At 71.9% G+C, this 20,358-nt stretch carries 23 protein-coding genes; 14 read left to right on the plus strand and 9 right to left on the minus strand.

Annotation, left to right across the window (positions count from 1 at the left end; translation table 11 throughout):
* Positions 1-101: 101 nt before the first annotated feature.
* Positions 102-1,034, plus strand: coding sequence for a YihY/virulence factor BrkB family protein (locus tag ACFVSL_RS13965; RefSeq protein ID WP_386941583.1), 933 nt, complete (start codon positions 102-104; stop codon positions 1,032-1,034).
* Between the two features lie 52 nt (positions 1,035-1,086).
* On the opposite strand, the gene ACFVSL_RS13970 is transcribed toward ACFVSL_RS13965, so the two are convergent.
* On the minus strand, positions 1,087-1,299 hold the full coding sequence (locus ACFVSL_RS13970) for a hypothetical protein (RefSeq protein WP_386941584.1): 213 nt from the start codon (positions 1,297-1,299) through the stop codon (positions 1,087-1,089).
* Between the two features lie 153 nt (positions 1,300-1,452).
* Between ACFVSL_RS13970 and ACFVSL_RS13975 the strand changes: the two genes are divergently transcribed.
* The 3 genes from ACFVSL_RS13975 to ligD all read left to right on the plus strand — a co-directional run bounded on the left by ACFVSL_RS13975 (position 1,453) and on the right by ligD (position 3,369).
* Positions 1,453-1,950, plus strand: a complete 498-nt coding sequence (locus ACFVSL_RS13975; RefSeq protein ID WP_386941585.1) for a nitroreductase family deazaflavin-dependent oxidoreductase — start codon at positions 1,453-1,455, stop codon at positions 1,948-1,950.
* A gap of 33 nt (positions 1,951-1,983) precedes the next feature.
* Positions 1,984-2,262, plus strand: coding sequence for a DUF2277 domain-containing protein (locus ACFVSL_RS13980; protein ID WP_386941586.1), 279 nt, complete (start codon positions 1,984-1,986; stop codon positions 2,260-2,262).
* A gap of 69 nt (positions 2,263-2,331) precedes the next feature.
* A complete protein-coding gene (ligD, locus tag ACFVSL_RS13985; protein WP_386941587.1) occupies positions 2,332-3,369 on the plus strand; it encodes a non-homologous end-joining DNA ligase in 1,038 nt (345 codons plus the stop codon).
* Here the strand turns inward: ligD and ACFVSL_RS13990 are convergent.
* Both ACFVSL_RS13990 and ACFVSL_RS13995 read right to left on the minus strand, forming a co-directional pair.
* Positions 3,358-4,188 carry an isocitrate lyase/phosphoenolpyruvate mutase family protein gene (locus ACFVSL_RS13990; protein WP_386941588.1) on the minus strand — a complete coding sequence of 277 codons (831 nt, stop codon included), beginning with the start codon at positions 4,186-4,188 and terminating at the stop codon, positions 3,358-3,360. The two genes, ligD and ACFVSL_RS13990, sit on opposite strands and share 12 nt — an antisense overlap.
* The gene (locus ACFVSL_RS13995; protein WP_386941589.1) at positions 4,182-4,799 is read right to left on the minus strand and encodes a hypothetical protein; all 618 of its coding nucleotides are present in this window, start codon (positions 4,797-4,799) and stop codon (positions 4,182-4,184) included. Before ACFVSL_RS13995 ends, ACFVSL_RS13990 begins: the two co-directional genes overlap by 7 nt.
* 296 nt (positions 4,800-5,095) lie before the next feature.
* On the opposite strand from ACFVSL_RS13995, the gene ACFVSL_RS14000 reads away from it, so the two are divergent.
* Complete coding sequence (locus ACFVSL_RS14000; RefSeq protein WP_386941590.1) at positions 5,096-5,767, plus strand: ArsR/SmtB family transcription factor; 672 nt, start codon at positions 5,096-5,098, stop codon at positions 5,765-5,767.
* Between the two features lie 55 nt (positions 5,768-5,822).
* Here ACFVSL_RS14000 and ACFVSL_RS14005 read toward each other — a convergent pair whose 3' ends face one another.
* Both ACFVSL_RS14005 and ACFVSL_RS14010 read right to left on the minus strand, forming a co-directional pair.
* The gene (locus tag ACFVSL_RS14005; protein WP_386941872.1) at positions 5,823-6,467 is read right to left on the minus strand and encodes a GTP pyrophosphokinase family protein; all 645 of its coding nucleotides are present in this window, start codon (positions 6,465-6,467) and stop codon (positions 5,823-5,825) included.
* A gap of 190 nt (positions 6,468-6,657) precedes the next feature.
* Positions 6,658-7,074: a YchJ family protein gene (locus ACFVSL_RS14010; RefSeq protein WP_386941591.1), complete on the minus strand. Its 417-nt coding sequence runs from the start codon at positions 7,072-7,074 to the stop codon at positions 6,658-6,660.
* Positions 7,075-7,243: 169 nt separating this feature from the next.
* Here ACFVSL_RS14010 and ACFVSL_RS14015 point away from each other — a divergent pair, with 169 nt between their 5' ends.
* Positions 7,244-8,080, plus strand: a complete 837-nt coding sequence (locus tag ACFVSL_RS14015; RefSeq protein WP_386941592.1) for a hypothetical protein — start codon at positions 7,244-7,246, stop codon at positions 8,078-8,080.
* 95 nt (positions 8,081-8,175) lie between these two features.
* On the opposite strand, the gene ACFVSL_RS14020 is transcribed toward ACFVSL_RS14015, so the two are convergent.
* Complete coding sequence (locus ACFVSL_RS14020; protein WP_386941593.1) at positions 8,176-8,469, minus strand: GNAT family N-acetyltransferase; 294 nt, start codon at positions 8,467-8,469, stop codon at positions 8,176-8,178.
* A 65-nt stretch (positions 8,470-8,534) separates the two neighbouring features.
* Positions 8,535-8,906, minus strand: coding sequence for an RNA-binding S4 domain-containing protein (locus ACFVSL_RS14025; protein WP_386941594.1), 372 nt, complete (start codon positions 8,904-8,906; stop codon positions 8,535-8,537).
* A 54-nt stretch (positions 8,907-8,960) separates the two neighbouring features.
* Here ACFVSL_RS14025 and ACFVSL_RS14030 point away from each other — a divergent pair, with 54 nt between their 5' ends.
* The 5 genes from ACFVSL_RS14030 (at position 8,961) to ACFVSL_RS14050 (ending at position 11,936) form a co-directional block, all read left to right on the plus strand.
* Complete coding sequence (locus tag ACFVSL_RS14030; RefSeq protein ID WP_386941595.1) at positions 8,961-9,437, plus strand: NUDIX domain-containing protein; 477 nt, start codon at positions 8,961-8,963, stop codon at positions 9,435-9,437.
* A gap of 10 nt (positions 9,438-9,447) precedes the next feature.
* Complete coding sequence (locus ACFVSL_RS14035) at positions 9,448-10,071, plus strand: CDP-alcohol phosphatidyltransferase family protein (protein ID WP_386941596.1); 624 nt, start codon at positions 9,448-9,450, stop codon at positions 10,069-10,071.
* A 2-nt stretch (positions 10,072-10,073) separates the two neighbouring features.
* Positions 10,074-10,589 (plus strand): FHA domain-containing protein, encoded by a 516-nt coding sequence (locus ACFVSL_RS14040; RefSeq protein WP_386941597.1) that lies wholly within the window; start codon positions 10,074-10,076, stop codon positions 10,587-10,589.
* Positions 10,589-11,281, plus strand: a complete 693-nt coding sequence (locus ACFVSL_RS14045; protein ID WP_386941598.1) for a MerR family transcriptional regulator — start codon at positions 10,589-10,591, stop codon at positions 11,279-11,281. The genes ACFVSL_RS14040 and ACFVSL_RS14045 overlap by 1 nt, the downstream gene beginning before the upstream one ends.
* A 109-nt stretch (positions 11,282-11,390) precedes the next feature.
* Positions 11,391-11,936: a MerR family transcriptional regulator gene (locus ACFVSL_RS14050; protein WP_157424316.1), complete on the plus strand. Its 546-nt coding sequence runs from the start codon at positions 11,391-11,393 to the stop codon at positions 11,934-11,936.
* A gap of 105 nt (positions 11,937-12,041) precedes the next feature.
* On the opposite strand, the gene ACFVSL_RS14055 is transcribed toward ACFVSL_RS14050, so the two are convergent.
* Entirely contained in the window at positions 12,042-12,875 is an 834-nt protein-coding gene (locus ACFVSL_RS14055) for a ParA family protein (RefSeq protein WP_386902045.1), read from the minus strand.
* 74 nt (positions 12,876-12,949) lie between these two features.
* On the opposite strand from ACFVSL_RS14055, the gene ACFVSL_RS14060 reads away from it, so the two are divergent.
* From ACFVSL_RS14060 to def, 3 genes are read left to right on the plus strand one after another with little or no spacing between them, the layout of a single operon-like run.
* A complete protein-coding gene (locus ACFVSL_RS14060) occupies positions 12,950-16,354 on the plus strand; it encodes a pyruvate carboxylase (protein WP_386941599.1) in 3,405 nt (1,134 codons plus the stop codon).
* A 37-nt stretch (positions 16,355-16,391) separates the two neighbouring features.
* Positions 16,392-17,801, plus strand: coding sequence for a MinD/ParA family protein (locus ACFVSL_RS14065; protein ID WP_386941600.1), 1,410 nt, complete (start codon positions 16,392-16,394; stop codon positions 17,799-17,801).
* A 10-nt stretch (positions 17,802-17,811) separates the two neighbouring features.
* Positions 17,812-18,303: a peptide deformylase gene (gene def, locus ACFVSL_RS14070; RefSeq protein ID WP_386941601.1), complete on the plus strand. Its 492-nt coding sequence runs from the start codon at positions 17,812-17,814 to the stop codon at positions 18,301-18,303.
* A gap of 102 nt (positions 18,304-18,405) precedes the next feature.
* Here def and ACFVSL_RS14075 read toward each other — a convergent pair whose 3' ends face one another.
* Positions 18,406-20,238 carry an AMP-dependent synthetase/ligase gene (locus ACFVSL_RS14075; RefSeq protein WP_386941602.1) on the minus strand — a complete coding sequence of 611 codons (1,833 nt, stop codon included), beginning with the start codon at positions 20,236-20,238 and terminating at the stop codon, positions 18,406-18,408.
* Positions 20,239-20,358: the final 120 nt, after the last annotated feature.

Here is a 20,358-nt window from a genome sequence, read left to right on the forward strand (position 1 = left end):
TGTTGCTCCTGATTCTCGAGGGGACGGGCGTGCTCGACGCCCGATATCCACAACAACAAGGGGGTGGCTGCTGTTCCGCGCCACTCGATAGCCTGACACACGTGGTGCAGCGGGAGAGTTCGTTCTGGCGGTCGATGGTCCGTCGCGGTGAACGCGTGTGGGCGTGGGCGCAGGGCCTCGTCCCCGTGCAGGCGCTCATCCGGTACTTCACGCTCCACGGCCCGATGCTCGCCGACAGCGTCACCTACCGCGCCCTGTTCTCCGTGTTCGCGGGCGTCTTCCTCGGATTCGCCGTCGCCGGGGTCTGGCTCGCAGGTCAACCCGACGCGATGGAGGCGCTCGTCAGGGCGATCGACGCCGTGATCCCGGGGCTCGTCGGCGAGGACGCGCTGATCAGCCCCGAGCAGCTGGTCCAGCCCGTCGCGCTCAGCGTCGCCGGGGTGATCGCCCTGGTGGGGCTCGTCGGGGCCGCGATCGGTGTCGTCGGGTCGCTGCGCGTCGCCTTCCGGGACCTCGCCGAGCAACCCGACGATCCGCGGTTCTTCGGGTGGCTGATGTTCCGCGACTTCGTGTTCGCCCTCGTCTTCGGTGCGGCGTTCGCCGTCTCGGCCGTGATCATGGTGGGCAGCACCGCCGCCCTCGGCACGGTCTTCGACTGGCTGGGGGTCTCGACGAGATCCCCCTGGTTCGACGCGCTCACGCGCACGCTCTCGGTGGTCCTCGTGTTCGTGATCGACGCCGGCGCGATCGCGGGGATGTTCCGGCTCCTCTCCGGGATCCGGGTCCGGGCTCGCTCGCTCTGGCGGGGAGCCGTCATCGGCGGCATCGGACTCACCGGTCTGCAGGTGCTCTCCGGGCTGTTCGTCGGGGGAGCGATGGCGAACCCGTTGCTCGCCTCGTTCGCCGCCCTCATCGCCCTGCTCATCTGGCTCAATCTCTCGAGTCAGGTCATCCTCATCGCCGGCGCGTACATCGTGGCCGACCATCGTGCGACGGCGGTGCGAGCCGGGGCCGATCCCGACGATCTCGGGTAGCACCCGACCGGCCCTCGGCCGATCGGGTGCTCGCACCGCGTCCAGGCGGGGTTCAGAGCGGGAGCTGCCGCCCCGGCGGCACGATCGCATCGGGCGACACGATCTCGACCTCCACCTCGTCGTCCGCCTCGTCGACGTCGCGCTCGACCTCGTCGTCCGTCGCGCGCTCGTCGTCGGCTTGCTTCGGCAGCTCCGCGTCGAGCGGCAGCTCGGAATCGGTGTACTCGCCCTCGGCGGCTTCGCCCGGGAGGATCGGATCCGACATGGCCTCTCCGTTCTCTCGTCCGGCCGCCGTGCGGCGGCCCTGATCTCACGCTAGGTCGGTCGACGCGATCGGCAAGGGGGTTGACCGCAGCGGTCGGCGCTGCCCCAGCCGACGTCTCGACGCCCGCGCGGGCGCCCGGGCAGAATGGGGCGCATGCCGACCGTCCTGCACCTCGTCCGCTCGATCGTCTCGCCGCTGACCCGCACGAGGGCCTTCCGCTGGGCGGCGCCGCGACTGCTGCCGCCGATCGAGCGGGCGATCGCCGCCCTGAGCGGCGGCCGGGTGCAGCTGAGCGCCCTGCTGGTGCCCTCGCTCGTGCTGCACACCACGGGGGCGAAGTCCGGCGAACCGCGCGAGAGCGCACTCATGTACACCCCCGACGGCGCGGGCCGGGCGATCGTGGCCGGCACGAGCTTCGCGCGCGATCGGCACCCCGCATGGACGTACAACCTGCTCGCGCACCCCGACGCGTCGATCACGGTGCACGGGCGCCCGATGCGCGTTCGGGCGAGCCTCGTCGGCGACGAGGGCCGAGACGCCGCCTGGGCGCGCATCGAGGCGCAGTGGCCCGGCTATCGAGCCTATGAACGCGAGTCCGGGCGGGTCGTGCGGCTGTTCCTGCTGCAACCCGTGCGCGAACCGCGAAGCTGAGCGCGCCTCGAGATCCAGGCGTAGGCTCGGGGCATGTGCAGGAACATCCACACCCTCCACAACTTCGAACCGGCCGCGACCGATGACGAGGTGCATGCCGCCGCGCTGCAGTTCGTGCGCAAGGTGAGCGGCTCGACGAAGCCGTCGAAGGCGAACGCCGAGGCGTTCGACCGGGCGGTCGCCGAGATCGCGCACATCACGCAGCACCTGCTCGACGAACTCGTCACGAACGCGCCCCCGAAGGACCGCGAGGTCGAGGCGGCCAAGGCGCGGGCGAGGGCCGCGGTCAGATACCAGCGCGTGCCCGCCTGAGCGGCGCGCACCTCCGAGCGACGCGCGCGCCTGCTGCGCCGTCGGCGTCGACGGAGTAGCGTCGCAGCCATGGCCGGCGACGCGATCGAGCTCACTGTTCCAGGACCGCACGGCGACCGGGCGGTGCGACTCTCGAGTCCGACGCGCGTGATCTGGCCCGAAGCGGGCGTCACCAAACGCGAACTCGCCGAGTACCTCGTCGCCGTCGGGGCGGCGTTCATCGAGGCGAACGGCGACCGGCCCGTGTCGTTGCAGCGATTCCCCGGCGGTGTCGACGGCGAGCAGTTCTTCTCGAAGAACCCGCCGAAGGGGGCTCCCGAGTGGGTGCGGTCGGTGCCCGTCACCTACCCGAGCGGGCGCACGCATCCCCAACTCGTGCTCGACGAGCCCGCTGCGGCCGTCTGGGCCGCCCAGATGAACACGATCGTCTTCCATCCCTGGGCGTCTCGCGCCCATCGCTCCGATCTCCCCGACGAGCTCCGCATCGACCTCGACCCGCAGCCGGGCACCGGGTTCGCCGAGGCCGTCCCGGTGGCGCTCGCGCTGCGGGAACTGCTCGGGGAGGTGGGACTCACCGGCTACGTCAAGAGCTCGGGCAGCCGGGGCATCCACGTCTTCGCACCGATCGATCCCGAGCACGAGTTCCTCGACGTCCGCCACGCGGTGATCGCCCTCGGCCGCGAGCTCGAACGGCGCCTGCCCGACGAGGTGACGACGAACTGGTGGAAGGAGGAGCGCGGCGACCGCATCTTCATCGACTACAACCAGGCGAACCGCGACCGCACCATGGCCGGCGCCTACAGCCCGCGCCCGACGCCCGACGCGACCGTCTCCTGCCCGCTCGAGTGGAGCGAGCTCGAGCGCACCGATCCGGCCGAGCACACGATCCGCACCGTGCCCGCCCGGCTCGCCGAACTCGGCGACCCGTGGGCGGGCATGCACGACCGGCCCGGTCGCATCGACGCGCTGCTCGAGTGGTGGCGGCGCGACCTCGACGACGGACTGGGCGAGCTGCCGTTCCCGCCCGACTTCCCCAAGATGCCGGGGGAGCCGACGCGCGTGCAGCCGAGTCGGGCGAAGAAGGCCGACGACGACTCAGCCGGATGACGCCGGGCCGTCGCCGAGCGCGGCGGCCGCGGCGTAGCCCGGGATCGCGAGCGCCGTCGTCCCCGGCGGGGTTCCGCGACGGACCTCCTCGAGCACGGTGGCGACGGCGCCGAGCGCGGCGCGGAAGAGCAGCGATCCGGTGCTCACCCGGGCGACGCCGAGCTCGCCGAGCTCGCGGACGGCACGGCCCGGTTGCGCGAGCACGTTGAGCGGGGCGGGGATGCCTCCGGCGAGGGCCGCGACGGTGCGGTCGTCGAGCGCGCCCGGCACGAACACCCCGGATGCGCCCGCGTCGAGGTAGCGTCGTGCCCGCTCGAGCGACGCCGTCGTCCGCGCGGCGATCGCGCGGGGGTCGTCCGCCGGGGGAGGATCCGCCCAGAACGCGTCGGTGCGCGCGTTGAGGTACAGCTCGGGCGCGGCTGCGGCGACCGCCGCCAGCTTCGCGGCGAAGGTCGCGGCATCGACCAGCCGGCCGTCGGCCGCCGAATCCTCGAGGTTGATGCCGACCACCCCGTACCGGGCGAGCTCCGCCGCGAGCTCGCCGACCGCGACCGGATCGTCGGAGAAGCCCGACTCGAGGTCGACGGTGACGGTGATCCCCGCCGAGGTGAGGCGGCGAGCGAGGGCGAGCGTCGGAACGAGTGCTGCGCCGGTCCCGTCCGCCATGCCCGCGGCGACCGCGACGCCGAGGCTCGTCGTGCCGACGACCCGGGCCCCCTGCTCGACGAGCCAGCACGCCGAGGCCGCGTCCCACGCGTTCGGCAGGAGCAGCGGATCGCCCGCACGGTGCATGGCACGGAACCGGGCCGCGGTCAGCACGCGGGCTCCCGGAGCACGTCGACGACGGCGGCGGCGATCGCGACGGCGTGCTCCGACGCCGGACACCGACGCGGGCCGGCCCCGAAGGCGAGCACGCGCGGCGGAGCGCCGCCGGTCGCATCCCCGTCCGGGCCGTCGAGGCGGAGCTCGACGAGGCGATCGGCGGGCTCGGCGGGGTCGGCGTGCTCGGCGGCGGCCCGGGCGCTGCCGCCGAGCGGTGCGACGCGACGGGTGGACCTCACGGGCGGCGCATCGCGGAGCACGGTCTCGATCAACTGCCGGGTGGACGCGCCCGGCGAGCCGGCCGCCCGACGCAGCACCTCGACGACGAGTCCGCCCGTCGCGGCATGGGCCTGCACGAGCAGCTGGGCGTCGAGGACGGCGACCGCGCGGGGTTGATCGGCGGGATCCGCACCGAGCCGTCGCGCCGCCGCACGATCCACGGCGTCCGCGTCGGCGACCGGGCCGACGACGCCGGTCGCGTAGGGCGTCGCCAGCGCCGCCGCATCGACGGGCGCGGAGACCGGGTCCGGGGCGCCCAGCGCGGCGGCGAGCACCTGGACCGGAACCCGTCGTGCGGCCTCCGACGGGTCGACGCCCGCGGCGAGCATCTCGCGGATCAGGGCCGATGCCGCGCGCGAGCGGCTCGGGACCGAGTGAAGGCTCGGCGAGCCGGGACTCGAGCCGGGCCCGTCGCTCGTCGTGGGCCGGGCCGTTGACGAAGCGGGACGCCCCGCTGCGGAGGCGCTCGAAGGGGGAGGCGCCCGGCACGGCCTCGGGCACGAGCCAGGCGGGGTCGTCGAGGATCCGGGCGACGTCTGATCGATCGTGGATGACGGACATGCTCCGACGCTACGTCGCCGATCCTTCGTCGGGCGGCGAAGCATCCTCGTCGTATCGTGAAGGCATGGACGGTGATGCCGATCTCTCGATCCCGGCCCGGCTGATGGGCGAACCGGCGCGCGCGGCGATGCTCGTGGCGCTCCTGGACGGCCGCGCCCTGCCCGCCGGCGAGCTCGCGGCGATCGCGCGAGTCTCCGCCGCGACCGCGAGCGCCCATCTCGCGCGGCTCGTCGAGGGCGGACTGCTCCGGGCGAGGCCGCTCGGGCGGCACCGCTACTTCGAGCTCGCCGGGTCCGAGGTCGCCGACGCCGTCGAAGCGCTGCAGCGGCTCGGCCCGCGCCGGCCGGTCACCTCGTACGCCCAGTCCGCGACCGCCAGACGGCTCGCCGAGGCGAGATCGTGCTACGACCACTTGGCCGGCCGATACGCGCTCGAACTCGCCGACCGCCTCGTCGCGGAACGGGCGATCGCGCCGCTCGAGGCCGGCGCGCCCGGCGCGATCCTCTCGACCGACGGCCCGCTCGCCCGGCGGCTGCGCCTCCACGAGGCGCCGGCGCCCGGCCGTCGCCCCGCCGTGCGGGGCTGTCTCGACTGGACCGAACGACGACCCCATCTCGCCGGCGCCCTCGGGGCGCATGTGCTGGCGGTGCTGATCGGCGAGGGATGGGTCGCGCGAGTGCCCGGCGATCGATCGCTCCGCGTCGGCGACGAGCTGCGCGCCGCGCTCGGCGGCTGAAGCCGGACGCCGCCCCGGCCGGTCGGCCTCACCCGGACCCGGGACCGGCGTCGGCTCAGGCCTCGATGTCGCGCTGGACGCGCGGCGGTCGCGGCGCGCCGTGCACCTCGCGGTGCAGCCGCTCCATCCGGGCATCGAGCTCGGCCGCGGTGTGCGCCGCGTCGGTGAGCCCGTCGAGGAGCTCCTGCGGCACCTGGCGGTGGTACTTGTAGTAGATCTTGTGCTCGAGGCTCGCCCAGAAGTCCATCGCGATCGTGCGGATCTGCACCTCGACCGCGACGGGGTGCGGCCCCGTCGAGAGGAACACCGGCACCTCGACGATCACGTGCAGGCTCTGGTAGCCGTTCGGCTTCGGCTCCTTGATGTAGTCCTTGACCTTCAGCACCCGGATGTCGCGCTGCGCGGTGAGCAGCTCGAAGATGCGGTACGCGTCCGAGACGAAGCTGCAGGTGACCCGCACCCCGGCGATGTCGGTCACCGTCTCCCGGATCGTGTCGAAGCTCGGCTCGACGCCCTTCCTGGCCATCTTCTCGATCACGCTGTCGAGGCTCTTGAGCCGGCTCGAGATGTGCTCGATCGGGTTGTAGTCGTGCGTCTGGTTGAACTCCTCGCGCAGGATGGAGAGCTTCGTGATCACCTCGTCCATGCCGAACTTGTAGCGCAGCATGAAGCGCTCCGTCTCATCGCGGAGGGCGCGCATCTCGTCGAGCGTCTGGCCGTCGATCGTCTCGAGCGTGCGCTGGGCGCGAGCGGTCAGCATGGTGGGGGTGTCGGGATGCCTCGTGGGACGAGTGCCGTCGAGCGGAGTCACAAGCCTCACCGTAGGCGCCGAATCTCTGCATTCGCTTTGATTCGCGGCCGCGTTCGCCCCGAGCGGAGTCCGCGGCCGATCAGCTCGCGGCGTCGACGTACCGCCAGCCGCCCGCGTCCCGGACGAAGCGGCTCACCTCGCGCTGCTCGCCGCGCTCGCCGTCGTGGCGGTGGAACGCCGCGAACTCGACGATGCCGTCGCGGTCGAGCGGCCCGCCGCGCTCGGTGCGCAGGATGTCGAGTCGAAGCCAGCGGATCGACGGGTCGAGCTCGAGCTCCGACGGTCGCGTCGACGGATGCCACGTGGCGAGCAGGTACTCGGCGTCGCCCGTCACGAAGGCGGTGTACCGGGAGCGCATCAGCTGCACCGCAGTCGGGGCCGGCGACTCGCCCGACAGGTGGCGACGGCAGCATTCGCCGAACGTCAGGCCGCTGAGGCAGGGGCAGCGTTCGCCCGGATCGGGGGAGGGGAAACGAGCGGGAGACGCCTCGGACATCCACCCAGTATCCCGCTCGCGGGCGGCGCGCTCGCCGCGTCCCACCCATGAAGCGCACAGGTGGAAATGAGGATCTGTACAGATTCAGCAGGCAGAGTGGCTGACTTGTGCCGTGCTCGGGGCCGTCCCCCAAGACCGAAAGCCAGATGCCGAGCAGCTTCAGACCCTTATGCGAAACCAGACTTCCCCCACTTCCGAGACCACCGCCACCGAACTCCCCGAGCACGCCCGCCGTGCGAACCGTCGCCGCCGCGTCACCCGCCGCCGGCTCCTCGCCGCAGGCGCCGTCACCGGCATCGCCCTGATCGTCGGCACCGGATTCACCGTCCAGTCCGCCGTCGCGACGCAGGCGAGCATCGACGCGACGACCGCCCTCACCGAGGGCAGCGGAGTGCACTCCGAGCAGCTCGGCGCCTACAGCGCGATCGCCGAGGCGCGCACCCGCGCCAACGCGGAGGACACGATCTCCGCGGCCAACGCGACGCTCGTCGCCGTCGACGGCAAGGCCGACACCGCAGGCCTCGCCGCCTCAGTGGCCTCGCTCGGCGACTACGAGCTGCTCGGCGTCGACGAGATCGTCGACCTCGCCAAGCAGACCCGCGCCGAGGCCGCGAAGGCCACCGCCGCGGCCGCCGAGTACGACCGCATCCAGGCCGTGAAGGCGAAGGAGGCCGCCGAGGCGCTCGCTCGGGCCAACACGCCCGACGGCGCGAAGGCCACCGCACGCGAGATGGCCGCGAGCAAGTACGGCTGGGGCGAGGGCGAGTTCCAGTGCCTCGTGCAGCTGTGGCAGAAGGAGTCGGGCTGGTCCTACACCGCCTACAACGCGTCGAGCGGCGCGACCGGTATCCCGCAGTCGCTGCCCGGCAGCAAGATGGCGACCGCCGGTGCCGACTGGCAGACCAACGCCGCGACCCAGATCGCGTGGGGCCTCGACTACATCGCGCGGGGCTATGGCAGCCCCTGCGGGGCGTGGGGCCACTCCCAGTCGGTCAACTGGTACTGAGCCGCCGACCCCGCTCCGAGGCGAGCCCGACGACGCGAGCCCGACGCCCGTGCGTCGGGCTCGCGTCGTCCGAGGGCCGCGGTCGCGGCTCGACCTCAGGCGAGCCGCGGATCGAGCAGCGCCCGCCGATCGGGGTGGCGGTCGAACCACTCGCCGACGTACCAGCAGCTGGGCACGATGTGCCGCTCGGAGTTCGCCTCGACGTCGTCGACCGCGAACCGCACGACCTCGGCCGCCAGCCCGCCGCCGCGGTAGCTCGGGTTCGTGAACGTGCGGGTGAAGGCGACGGCGTCGCCGAGCACGCGGTAGTCGAGCACGCTCGCGATCGTGCCGTCGATGCGGAGCACGTAGCGTCGGGCGTCGGGTTCGTGGCTGAGTTCCTGCTGCACGACCTCAGGCTACGCCCGGTGCGCGAACGCTCGCCGCAGCCCGGCCGCGCCGCGCGACGAAGGCCTCACCTGCCGCGGAGGCGCTCGATGTCGCGCCGCTCTCGCTTGGTCGGCCGGCCCGCGCCGCGATCGCGCACGACGACCGCCGCGACCTCCTCGCGCGGGGGCGGGGCGGGGGTGCGGTCCTCCGCGGCCTCGGCGGCCAGCGTCGCCGAGACGCGCTTGGCGATCGTGCGTCGCACGACCAGCTGCTGGTCGAACCCCGAGATGCGCACGCGGACCTCGTCACCGGGTCGCACGGGCTGCGCCGCCTTGACCCGCTCGCCGTTGACGCGGACATGCCCGGCGCGGCATGCCGCCGTCGCGGCCGACCGCGTCTTGAAGCGCCGGACCGCCCACAGCCACGCGTCGATCCGCACCGGGGCCTGCTCCTCCATGCGCCAAGCCTACGACCGTGCCGGGCACGGCGCCGGGTGCGTCATGCTGGAGTCATGGTCGGTGCGAACGGTGACGCCTGGGTCGAGGGCCCCGGCGGGGAGCGGTACTGGGGTCGGTTCGGTGCGGCGGGGCTGCTCGCGATCAGCCCCGCCGCAGAGGTCCTGCTGCAGCATCGCGCCGTGTGGAGCCACTTCGGCGGCACTTGGGGCCTCCCGGGCGGCGCACGGCACGAGGGGGAGTCGGCGGTCGACGCCGCCGTGCGCGAGGCGGGCGAGGAGGCGGGAGTGCCGCCCGAGTCGCTCGCGGTGCGGTTCACGAGCGTGCTCGACCTCGGCTACTGGTCGTACACGACGGTCGTCGCCGACGCGCTCGTCAGGTTCGAGCCGGTGGTGAGCGACCCCGAGAGCATCGAACTGCGCTGGGTGCCCGTCGACGAGGTCGGGCGGATGCCGCTCCACCCGAGATTCGCCGAGTCCTGGCCCCGACTGGCCGAACGGCTGCGACCCCGAGGCATCCCGGCCGACGGATAGGATCGGGAGCGTGGCTGGGGAGCGCGCTGGGGGCGGCGGTTCGGAGATCTGGACGATCCCGAACATCCTCAGCATGCTCCGCCTGGCGCTCGTGCCGGTCTTCCTCGTGCTCATCGTCGCGGGCGACTACGTCTCCGCGCTCGTGGTGCTCATCGTGGCGAGCCTCACCGACCTGCTCGACGGCTACCTCGCGAGGCGGCTCGACCAGATCACGCGGCTCGGGCAGCTCCTCGACCCCGCGGCGGATCGGCTCTACATCTTCGCCGCGCTCGTCGGGCTCGCCGCCCAGCAGCTCGTCCCGTGGTGGATCGTCGTGGTCATCGTCGCGCGCGACGTGTACCTCCTGGCGCTCGGCGTCGTGCTCGCGAACCACGGGTTCGGCCCGCTCCCGGTGCACCAGCTCGGCAAGGTCGCGACGTTCGCGCTCTTCTTCGGGCTGCCCGTGATCATGCTGGGGCTCGCGTTCCCGGCCGTCGCCCCGGTGAGCGAGCCCGTGGGTTGGGCGATCACCCTGTGGGGCGCGTTCCTCTACTGGTGGGCGGGCGTCATCTACGCCATCGAGACGGCCCGGGTGATTCGTATGCCGCGGGTGGCAGGCGACGCGCGATCCGATACGCTTGAAGAGGGAGGTTAGCCGTGGTTGATTCCGACAACACTCAGGCCGACGGGGCGAGCGAGGTGCCCGAAGCGGCGCACACGTCGTCGCAACCGGTCGTCGACGGCGTCGGCGACGCGACCATCGGGTTCAGCCGCGAGGCGGCTGCGCAGCTCGGCGCGATCGACGCCGACATCACGGCCGAGGAGCACGAGGCGATCGCCGCGCTGCCCTCGGGTTCAGCCCTGCTGATCGTCCGCCGCGGGCCGAACACCGGCGCCCGGTTCCTGCTCGACACCGACGTCACCGTCGTCGGCCGGCACCCCGACGCCGAGATCTTCCTCGACGACGTCACCGTGTCGCGCAAGCACGCCGAGTTCGTGCGTCACCGCACCGCGTTCGAGGTCAAGGACCTGAGCTCGCTCAACGGCACCTACTTCGACGGGGTCCGCATCGAGACGGCGCTCCTGTCCGACGGCGCCGAGGTGCAGATCGGCAAGTTCCGGCTCACCTTCTACGCCTCACGGCGCGACCTGGCTCCGGTGGCGAGCGACTAGTGGCGAGCACCGCTGCGTCGTCGCGCGCGAGCGGCCAGACACCACTTCTCGGCATCGGTCAGGTCCTCGCCAGACTTCAGCCCGAGTTCCCCGAGCTGACGCCGTCGAAGCTGCGGTTCCTCGAAGAGCAGCGGCTCGTGGCCCCGGCACGCACGGCGGCGGGGTACCGCAAGTTCTCGCCCGCCGACGTCGAGCGCATCACGGTCGTGCTCTCGATGCAGCGCGACCACTACCTGCCGCTCAAGGTGATCCGCACCCACCTCGAGGCGATCGACGCGGGCGAGACGCCGGCGCTGCCCGGGGCGACGAGGGCGAGCGCCTTCCTCGGTGCGGCGAAGCGGTACGGGCGCACCGAGCTGGTCGCCGAGGCGGGGGCGACCGCGGGGCTGCTCGACGACGCCGTCTCCGCCTCCCTGCTTCCCGCGGCCGACCACTACGGCGACGAGGCGCTCGGCGTGCTGAGGTCGCTCGTGGCGCTGCGCGCGGTGGGCATCGAGCCCCGGCACCTGCGCGGACTCCGTGCCGCGGCCGAGCGCGAGGCGGCGCTCGTCGAGCGCGCGATCGCGCCGTCGCGGCGCGCCGACGCCGCCGACAAGGCCCGTGCCGCCGAGCGCGGGCGCGAACTCGCCGGTCACCTCGCGGCGGTGCACTCGAGCGTCGTGCGCGCGACGCTCGACCGGCTCGGTCGCTGATCGCGCGACACGCCGTGCCGATCGGCCCGATATGTTTGGCGGTCGCCCTCGGCGTGGGTAGCGTGGAACTCGCGTCGTCGGGGTGACGGAGCAGAAGAGGGGCGATTCGATGAGTGAGACCGTGCGCTCGCGTTACGACCTCGGCCTGCTGTTCACCGACGGGATGCCCGAGCACGACGACGGCACCGGCTACCGCGGCGCGGTCGCCGCCCGCGCGGCCGGCATCAGCTACCGCCAACTCGACTACTGGGCGCGAACCCAGCTCGTCGAGCCCACCGTCCGCGGCGCAGCGGGCTCGGGTTCGCAGCGGCTCTACGGCTTCCGCGACATCCTCGTCCTGAAGCTCGTCAAGCGGCTGCTCGACACGGGCATCTCGCTCCAGCAGATCCGCACGGCGGTGACGCAGCTCCGCGAGGCCGGCGTCGAGGACCTCGCCCAGACCACGCTCATGAGCGACGGTGCGAGCGTCTACCTCTGCACCTCCGACGACGAGGTCATCGACCTCGTGAACCGGGGCCAGGGCGTCTTCGGCATCGCCGTGGGCAAGGTGCTGCGCGAGGTCGAGTCGACGCTCGTCGAGCTCGACACGCAGCCGGCCGATCCGATGGACGAGCTGGCCGCGCGCCGCGGCGCGAAGTCGCGCAAGATCTCCTGAAGGCCCCAGGCCCGGCTCGATCGTCACACGGCGTCACATTCGACCGCCGATTCCCCGGCCGGTTCCGGCGCCGATTCCGGCTGCCGTGGAGTGGCGGCCGGAGGCTCAGATCGCGTGCGACTCGATCTCGGCGGGCAGCCCGGCGTAGTCGCCGATGCGCGCCGTGCGGAGCACCCGGTCGAGCAGCTGGTCGAAGTTGGCCGACATCTCCTCGGCGCTCTCGCCGGGCCACATGTGGAGCGGCTTCGCGGCGCCCTGCGCCTGCTGCAGCGAGGTGCGCTCGGGCAGCTGGGGCGAGAGCACCAGCGGGCCGAACATGTCGCGCAGCTCCTTGATGCGGAACTGGTGCTCGAGCGACTGCACGCGCGCACGGTTCACGATGATGCCGAGCGGCTGGAGCCTGGGGGAGAGGCCGCGGCGGATCTCCTCGATGGCGCGGAGCGCCCGGTCGGCGGCGGCCACGGAGAACAGGCCGGGCTCGGTGACGACGGCCACGCGGTCGCTCGCAGCCCACGCGGTGCGGGTGAGCGCGTTGAGCGAGGGGGCGCAGTCGATGAGCACGAGCTCGTAGTCGGCCTCGACGTTGGCGAGCGCCTCCTCGAGCTTCCAGATGTCGCGGATCGACGGGTGCGGCCCGTCGAAGTTGATCGCCGACGGGCTGCCGATCATGACGTCGATCGTCGACTGCGGGTTCTGCCGCGACCACCCGCTCGGGGCGATCGCCGAACGGACGATCTTCTCCTTCGGCGAGGCCAGCACATCGGCGACGTTGAGGTGGCCCGCCACCTGGATGTCCATGCCGGTGGAGACATCGGACTGCGGATCGAGGTCGACGACCAGGGTCCGGACGCCGCGGGCGAAGGCCGCCGACGCGAGTCCGAGCGTGACGGTGGTCTTGCCGACGCCGCCTTTCAGGGAGCTGACGGAGAGAACGTGCACGACCGATACGTTACCTTTAGTGCTCGGGCGATACCTAAACGTTCGCTGTGCGGATTCCGTTCGGAAAGGCTTGCATGTTCACGAAGATCCTGGTTGCCAATCGCGGTGAGATCGCCATCCGTGCGTTCCGTGCCGCAGTCGAGCTCGGTGCGAAGACGGTCGCGGTCTACCCGTTCGAAGACCGCAACTCCCTGCACCGCCTGAAGGCCGATGAGGCGTACCAGATCGGCGAACCCGGGCACCCGGTGCGCGCCTACCTCGACGTGTCGGAGATCATCCGCGTCGCGAAGGAGTCGGGCGCCGACGCGATCTACCCGGGCTACGGGTTCCTCTCGGAGAACCCCGAGCTCGCACAGGCGGCGGCCGAGGCGGGGATCGCGTTCATCGGCCCGCCCAAGCACGTGCTCGAGATGGCCGGCAACAAGGTGACGGCGAAGGAGCACGCGATCGCGGCCGGCGTCCCCGTCCTGAAGTCGACCCCGCCCTCGCGGGACATCGAGGCCCTCCTCGCCCAGGCCGACGAGATCGGGTTCCCGATCTTCGCGAAGGCCGTCGCCGGAGGCGGCGGGCGCGGCATGCGCCGCGTCGACGCCGCACCCGAGCTGCGTGCGGCGCTCGAAGAGGCGATGCGCGAGGCCGACAGCGCCTTCGGCGACCCGACGATGTTCCTCGAGCAGGCCGTGCTGCGCCCGCGTCACATCGAGGTGCAGGTGCTCGCCGACGCGAACGGCGAGACCGTCCACCTCTTCGAGCGCGACTGCTCGGTGCAGCGCCGCCATCAGAAGGTCATCGAGATCGCGCCGGCGCCGAACCTCTCCGACGAGATCCGCCAGTCGCTCTACCGCGACGCCATCGCCTTCGCGCGCTCGATCGGCTACGTCAACGCGGGCACCGTCGAGTTCCTGCTCGACACCGCGGGCGACCGCGCAGGCCAGCACGTCTTCATCGAGATGAACCCGCGCATCCAGGTCGAGCACACCGTCACCGAAGAGGTGACCGACGTCGACCTCGTCGTCGCGCAGATGCGCATCGCCGCAGGGGCCTCGCTCGCCGAGCTCGGCCTCGAGCAGGAGCAGATCCGCCTGCGCGGCGCGGCGCTCCAGTGCCGCATCACCACCGAGGACCCGACGGCGGGCTTCCGCCCCGACACGGGCAAGATCACGACCTACCGTTCGCCCGGCGGCGCCGGCATCCGGCTCGACGGCGGAACGATCAACCCGGGTGCGCAGATCAGCCCGCACTTCGACTCGATGCTCGCGAAGCTGACCTGCCGCGGCCGCGACCACGTCGCCGCCGTCGCGCGGGCCAAGCGCGCCCTCGCCGAGTTCCGCATCCGCGGCGTCTCGACGAACATCCCGTTCCTGCAGGCCGTCCTCGAGGACCCGGCGTTCGTCGCGGGCGACCTCAGCACCTCGTTCATCGACGAGCGGCCGCAGCTGCTGCGCGGCCGTGTGTCGAAGGACCGCGGCACGAAGATCCTCAACTGGCTCGCCGACGTGACCGTGAACCAGCCGAACGGGCCCGCCCCGATCAGCGTCAGCCCGGTCGAGAAGCTGCCCCCGCTCGACCTCGCGACGCCCGCTCCCGACGGCTCGCGCCAGCGCCTCCTCGAGCTCGGGCCCGCCGGCTTCGCCGCAGCGCTGCGCGCCCAGACGCCGCTCGCGGTGACCGAGACGACCTTCCGCGACGCCCACCAGTCGCTGCTCGCGACCCGTGTGCGCACGAAGGACCTGGTCGCCGTCGCGCCCTACGTCGCCCGTCTGACCCCCGAGCTCCTCTCGGTCGAGGCGTGGGGCGGAGCCACGTACGACGTCGCGCTGCGATTCCTCGGCGAGGACCCGTGGGACCGTCTCGCCGCCCTGCGCGAGGCGCTGCCGAACGTGAACATCCAGATGCTCCTCCGCGGGCGCAACACGGTCGGCTACACGCCGTACCCGACCGAGGTGACCGACGCGTTCGTGCGCGAGGCCGCGGCGACGGGCGTCGACATCTTCCGCATCTTCGACGCACTGAACGACGTCTCCCAGATGCGTCCGGCGATCGACTCCGTCCTCGCGACGGGTCACAGCGTCGCCGAGGTCGCGCTCTGCTACACCGGCGACCTGCTCGACCCGGCCGAAGACCTCTACACGCTCGACTACTACCTGCGACTCGCCGACCAGATCGTCGGTGCGGGTGCGCACGTCCTCGCGATCAAGGACATGGCGGGCCTGCTCCGTCCGGCCGCGGCCGCGAAGCTCGTGAGCGCCCTCCGCGAGCGCTTCGACGTCCCCGTGCACCTGCACACCCACGACACCGCGGGCGGCCAGCTCGCGACGCTGCTCGCCGCGAGCGCCGCCGGCGTCGACGCCGTCGACGTCGCGAGCGCCCCGATGGCGGGCACGACCAGCCAGCCCTCGGCCTCCTCGCTCGTGGCCGCGCTCGCGCACACCGAGCGCGACACCGGCATCTCGCTCGACGCGGTCAGCGACCTCGAGCCCTACTGGGAGGCGGTGCGTCGCCTCTACAAGCCGTTCGAGTCCGGGCTGCCGGGCCCCACCGGGCGCGTCTACCACCACGAGATCCCGGGCGGCCAGCTCTCGAACCTGCGTCAGCAGGCGATCGCCCTCGGCCTCGCCGACGACTTCGAGCTCATCGAGGACATGTACGCCGCCGCCGACTCGATCCTCGGCCGCGTGCCGAAGGTCACGCCCTCGTCGAAGGTCGTCGGCGACCTGGCCCTGCACCTCGCGGCCGTCAAGGCCGATCCGGCCGACTTCGCCGCGAACCCCGAGAAGTACGACGTGCCCGACTCGGTGATCGGCTTCATGGCCGGCGAGCTCGGCGACCTGCCGGGCGGCTGGCCGGAGCCCTTCCGCACGAAGGTGCTCGCCGGCAAGGACGTGCGCATCGGCGTCACCGAGCTCACGACCGAGCAGCGCGCCGCGCTCGAGGCCGACAGCGCGACCCGCCGTGCGACGCTCAACGCACTGCTCTTCCCGGCGCCCACCCGCCAGTTCGAGCAGATCCGCGAGCTCTTCGGCGACCTCTCGGTCGTCGACACCGCCGACTACCTGTACGGTCTGCGCCCCGGCGCGGAGCACGTCGTCGAGATCGCGAAGGGCGTCAAGCTCTACGCGGGCCTCGAGGCGATCGGCGAGGCCGACGACAAGGGCATGCGCACCGTGATGACGATCCTGAACGGCCAGCTCCGCCCGGTCTTCGTGCGCGACCGCAGCATCACGGTCGACACCCGAGCAGCAGAGAAGGCGGATGCCTCGCAGCCCGGCCAGATCGCCGCGCCCTTCTCGGGAGTGGTCACGCTGCAGGTCGAAGCGGGTACCGAGATCGCAGCCGGACAGAGCGTCGCGTCGATCGAGGCGATGAAGATGGAGGCCGCGATCACCTCGCCCGTCGCGGGCGTCGTGGAGCGCGTCGCCATCCCGAAGACCCAGCAGGTGGAGGCGGGTGATCTGCTCGTCGTCGTGCGTCCGCGCTAGGCTTGGCGTGGATGGGCACTGATGAGGAGGGGATTCGGTGGCTGAAGAGACGCATGAAACGGGCCCGGTGACGCGGCGCGGAGTCGGGGTCCGCACGGGCCCGGTCGACCGGGTCGGCCCGTCGACCTCGACCGGCGCCCACGCCGCGGTGCCCACGCCCGACCTCGATCTCCGGGTCGACCTTCCGCCCGCACCGGTGCGAGAGGTTCCCGAAGACGAGGTGGCCGTCGCGATCGACGATGTCTCGGTGAACCCCGGAGCGATCAGCGGCGGCGGCGACACGAGCACCCGCTCGGTCGACGTGCTCGCCGGGGGCCTGCCCAGCAGCTCCTACCGCAGCGCGGCCCGCCGCGAGGCGTCGCCCTACAGCGCGCTCCTCGCCGCGGATGCGACGAAGGCGGCCCGCGAGGTCGATCGAGTCGAGACGGCGTCGCCGAGCGGCGCGTCCCAGGTCGCCCTCGCCTCCGACGGCGGCCACGACGTCGCACTGCCGGCCGAGGTGCCCGAGGCGCCCGAGTCGCTGACGGCCGATCGGCTGATCGACCTCAACCGCACGACGCGGCCCGCCCCGCAGGGCGGGTTCAACCGGTTCCTCTACGAGGCGTCCCTGCATCTCGTGAACCTCGGCGACTCGGCGAAGGCTCGCGCCCACAAGGCGATGAACCAGCGCATCCAGAAGCGGTTCGAGGGCGGCGCGAGGTTCGTCCCCGTGCTCACCCGCAAGGGCGGCGTCGGCAAGACCACGATCACCGCCCTGCTCGGCATGGCCCTGGCCGACGCCCGCGACGACCGTGTCATCGCGATCGACGCGAACCCCGATCGCGGCACGCTCGCCGAACGGGTCGACCGCCAGACCCGCGAGACCGTGCGCGACGTGGTCGCCAAGGCGTCGTCGATCGGCGGCTACACCGACTTCTCCCGATTCGTGTCGCGCGACGAGACGCGACTCGACATCCTGGCCTCCGACACCGATCCGACGCTCTCCGAGGCGTTCGACGACAACGACTACAACGTCGTCGCCGGGCTCGCGGCGCGGTACTACTCGCTCGTGCTGACCGACTGCGGCACCGGCATCGTCCACTCCGTGATGCGTGCGACGCTGCAGCGCGCCGACTCGATCGTGATCGTCTCGGGCGGCAGCGTCGACGAGGCCCGACTGGCCTCGGAGACGCTCACGTGGCTCGAGGCGAACGGCTACGGCGAGCTCGTCCGCAACGCGGTCGTGGCGATCAACCTCGCGACCCAGGGAACGCACCTCGTGAAGGTCGACGAGATCGAGGCGCACTTCCAGTCGCGCGTCCGCGAGATCGTGCGCATCCCCTACGACCCCCAACTCGCGGCCGGTTCCGTGGTCAACTGGCACGAGCTGCGCCCGGTGACCCAGCACGCGGCCCGCGAACTCGCCGCCCTCGTGGTGGAAGGCCTGCCCGCCGAGCGCGGGCACTGATCGGAGAACATTGCCAGAGCGTCCCATTCGCCTGTTCGGCGACCCCGTCTTGAAGACCGTCTCAGCCCCCGTCGAACAGGTCGATGATCGCGTGCGCGCGCTCGTCGCCGACTTGCTCGACAGTGTTCGGCTGCCGGGTCGCGCCGGGGTCGCCGCATCGCAGATCGGCGTGAACCTCCGCGCCTTCAGCTACAACATCGACGGCGAGGTCGGGTACGTGCTGAACCCCGAACTCGTCGAGGTGTCGGGCGAGAAGGAGGCCATCGACGAGGGCTGCCTGTCGGTGCCGGGGCTGTGGCGGAAGACGCCCCGCTTTCCGTTCGCGCGCGTGCGCGGCATCGACCTCGACGGCAACGAGATCGAGGTCTCGGGCACGGGTCTCATGGCGCAGGCGCTGCAGCACGAGACCGACCACCTCGACGGCCTGCTCTACCTCGACCGTCTCGAGAACGACGAGCGTCGCTCGGCGATGAAGGAGATCCGCGAGTCCGACTGGTTCTGACGCCCGCGCCCGGTCGACCGCCGACGGCGGCGTCGCGAGCGGAGCGGCGAACGAGAAGCGCCCCACGGGAATCCCGTGGGGCGCTTCGTCGTCGCAGCGGCGTCAGCTGACGATCGAGTGGCCCTCGGTCGCCGGCGCGCCCGAGTACATCGCCTCGATGAGCGGGGCGAAGTCCTGCAGGATGATGTTGCGCTTGATGCTGAGCTTGGGCGTGAGGTGCCCGCTCTCCTCGGTGAGCTCGCTCGTGAGGATGGTGAACTTGCGGATCGACTCGGCACGCGAGACGTTCTCGTTGGCCGCGTCGACGGCGCGCTGCACCTCGGCGAGCACCGCCGCGTTCGTGGAGGCCTCCTCGAGCGTCATGCCGGCGTCCTCGCCGTTGTTGTTGAGCCAGACCGGCAGCATCTCGGAGTCGAGCGTGACGAGCGCCGAGATGAACGGCTTCTGGTCGCCGACCACGACGACCTGGCCGACGAGCGGGTTCGCGCGGATCGGGTCTTCGAGGGCGGCCGGGGCGACGTTCTTGCCGCCGGCGGTGACGATGATCTCCTTCTTGCGGCCCGTGATCGTGAGGAACCCGTCGGCGTCGAAGGAGCCGATGTCGCCGGTCTTGAACCACTCGCCGTCGAAGGTGTCGGCCGTCGCCTCGGGGTTCTTCCAGTACTCCTTGAACACGGCGACGCCCTTGACCTGGATCTCGCCGTCCTCTCCGAGGCGGATCGCGTTGCCGGGCAGCGCGGGGCCGACGGTGCCGATCTTCGACTTCGACGGCAGGTTGACGCTCGCCGGCGCGGTCGTCTCGGTGAGACCGTAGCCCTCGAGGATGGTGATGCCGAGGGCGTGGTAGAAGTGGCCGAGGCGCGGCCCGAGCGGTGCGGAGCCCGAGACGGCGTACTTGACGTTGCCGCCCATCGCCTCGCGCAGCTTCGAGAAGACGAGCGCGTCGAACAGCTTGAACTTGAGCTTCAGGCCGAGCGGCACCTTGCCCTGCTCGAGCGCGATCGAGTACGCGACGGCGGTGTCGGCCGCGGCGCGGAAGATCTTGCCCTTGCCGCCGGCCTCGGCCTTCTGCTCGGAGACGTTGTAGACCTTCTCGAAGACCCGCGGGACGGCGAGGAGGAACGTCGGCTTGAAGCTGCCGAGCGAGGGGAGGAGCTGCTTCGTGTCGGGCTGGTGGCCGACTCGCACGCCCGCGTGCACGCAGAGCACCGCGATGAACCGCGCGAAGACGTGCGCGAGCGTGATGAAGAGGAGCGTGGAGGCGCCGTTCGGGTCGAGCACGACCTCGTCGAGGGCCACGGCCGAGTTGCGCGAGAGCTCGACGAAGTTCGAGTGGGTGAGCACGCAGCCCTTGGGCTTGCCGGTCGAGCCCGAGGTGTAGATGAGCGTCGCGATGTCGTCGCCGTTGGCGAGCTTGCGACGACGCTCGATCTCGTCGTCGGGCACCTCGGTGCCGCTGGCCGCGAGCTTCTCGAGGTCGCCGAGGTCGATCTGCCAGGTGTTGCGGATGCCGGGGAGGTCGGGGTGCACCTCGTCGAAGCGCGCGAAGTGGTCGGCGGTCTCGACGATGATCGCGATGGCGCCCGAGTCGCTGAGGTTCCAGCGCACCTGCGCGGGGGAGCTCGTCTCGTAGACGGGCACCAGGACTGCGCCGGCGAACCAGGTGGCGAAGTCGATGAGCGTCCACTCGTAGCGCGTCTTGCACATGAGGCCGATCTTGTCGCCCGGCTCGATGCCGGCGGCGACGAGCCCCTTCGCGAGCGCGATGACCTGATCGTAGAACTCGCGCGTCGTCACCGGCGACCAGCCGCCGTCGGCGGTGGGCAGTGAGAACAGCACCGAGTCGGGCGTCGCGGCGAGCCGGTCGACGAGCAGGTCGGTGGTGTTCGCCGTGGGGTCTGGTGAGACCACGGCGGGCGTGGAGAATTCGGTCACGGTAGCTCCTTCGGCACCGGGAGGATCGCGCCCGGCTCGGGTACCTGCGCGACCTCGGCATTGGGGTCGATTACACTCTAGTCGTTGCTCGCGTGGCCACGGTCCCGGCACGAATCAGCC

The organism is Agromyces sp. NPDC058064, assembly GCF_042885275.1.
Classification (GTDB): domain Bacteria; phylum Actinomycetota; class Actinomycetes; order Actinomycetales; family Microbacteriaceae; genus Agromyces.

Excerpts from the sequence above, each read along its gene's own strand:
- ACFVSL_RS14030 (WP_386941595.1), top strand. The coding sequence starts at position 8,961 with ATGGTCGGTGCGAACGGTGACGCCTGGGTCGAGGGCCCCGGCGGGGAG.
- ACFVSL_RS14015 (WP_386941592.1), top strand. The coding sequence starts at position 7,244 with ATGCGAAACCAGACTTCCCCCACTTCCGAGACCACCGCCACCGAACTC.
- ACFVSL_RS13975 (WP_386941585.1), top strand. The coding sequence starts at position 1,453 with ATGCCGACCGTCCTGCACCTCGTCCGCTCGATCGTCTCGCCGCTGACC.
- ACFVSL_RS14000 (WP_386941590.1), top strand. The coding sequence starts at position 5,096 with ATGGACGGTGATGCCGATCTCTCGATCCCGGCCCGGCTGATGGGCGAA.
- ACFVSL_RS14050 (WP_157424316.1), top strand. The coding sequence starts at position 11,391 with ATGAGTGAGACCGTGCGCTCGCGTTACGACCTCGGCCTGCTGTTCACC.
- ACFVSL_RS13970 (WP_386941584.1), bottom strand. The coding sequence starts at position 1,299 with ATGTCGGATCCGATCCTCCCGGGCGAAGCCGCCGAGGGCGAGTACACC.
- ACFVSL_RS14060 (WP_386941599.1), top strand. The coding sequence starts at position 12,950 with ATGTTCACGAAGATCCTGGTTGCCAATCGCGGTGAGATCGCCATCCGT.
- ACFVSL_RS14005 (WP_386941872.1), bottom strand. The coding sequence starts at position 6,467 with ATGCGCGCCCTCCGCGATGAGACGGAGCGCTTCATGCTGCGCTACAAG.
- ACFVSL_RS14010 (WP_386941591.1), bottom strand. The coding sequence starts at position 7,074 with ATGTCCGAGGCGTCTCCCGCTCGTTTCCCCTCCCCCGATCCGGGCGAA.
- ACFVSL_RS13980 (WP_386941586.1), top strand. The coding sequence starts at position 1,984 with ATGTGCAGGAACATCCACACCCTCCACAACTTCGAACCGGCCGCGACC.
- ligD (WP_386941587.1), top strand. The coding sequence starts at position 2,332 with ATGGCCGGCGACGCGATCGAGCTCACTGTTCCAGGACCGCACGGCGAC.
- ACFVSL_RS13995 (WP_386941589.1), bottom strand. The coding sequence starts at position 4,799 with ATGCTCGCCGCGGGCGTCGACCCGTCGGAGGCCGCACGACGGGTTCCG.
- ACFVSL_RS14025 (WP_386941594.1), bottom strand. The coding sequence starts at position 8,906 with ATGGAGGAGCAGGCCCCGGTGCGGATCGACGCGTGGCTGTGGGCGGTC.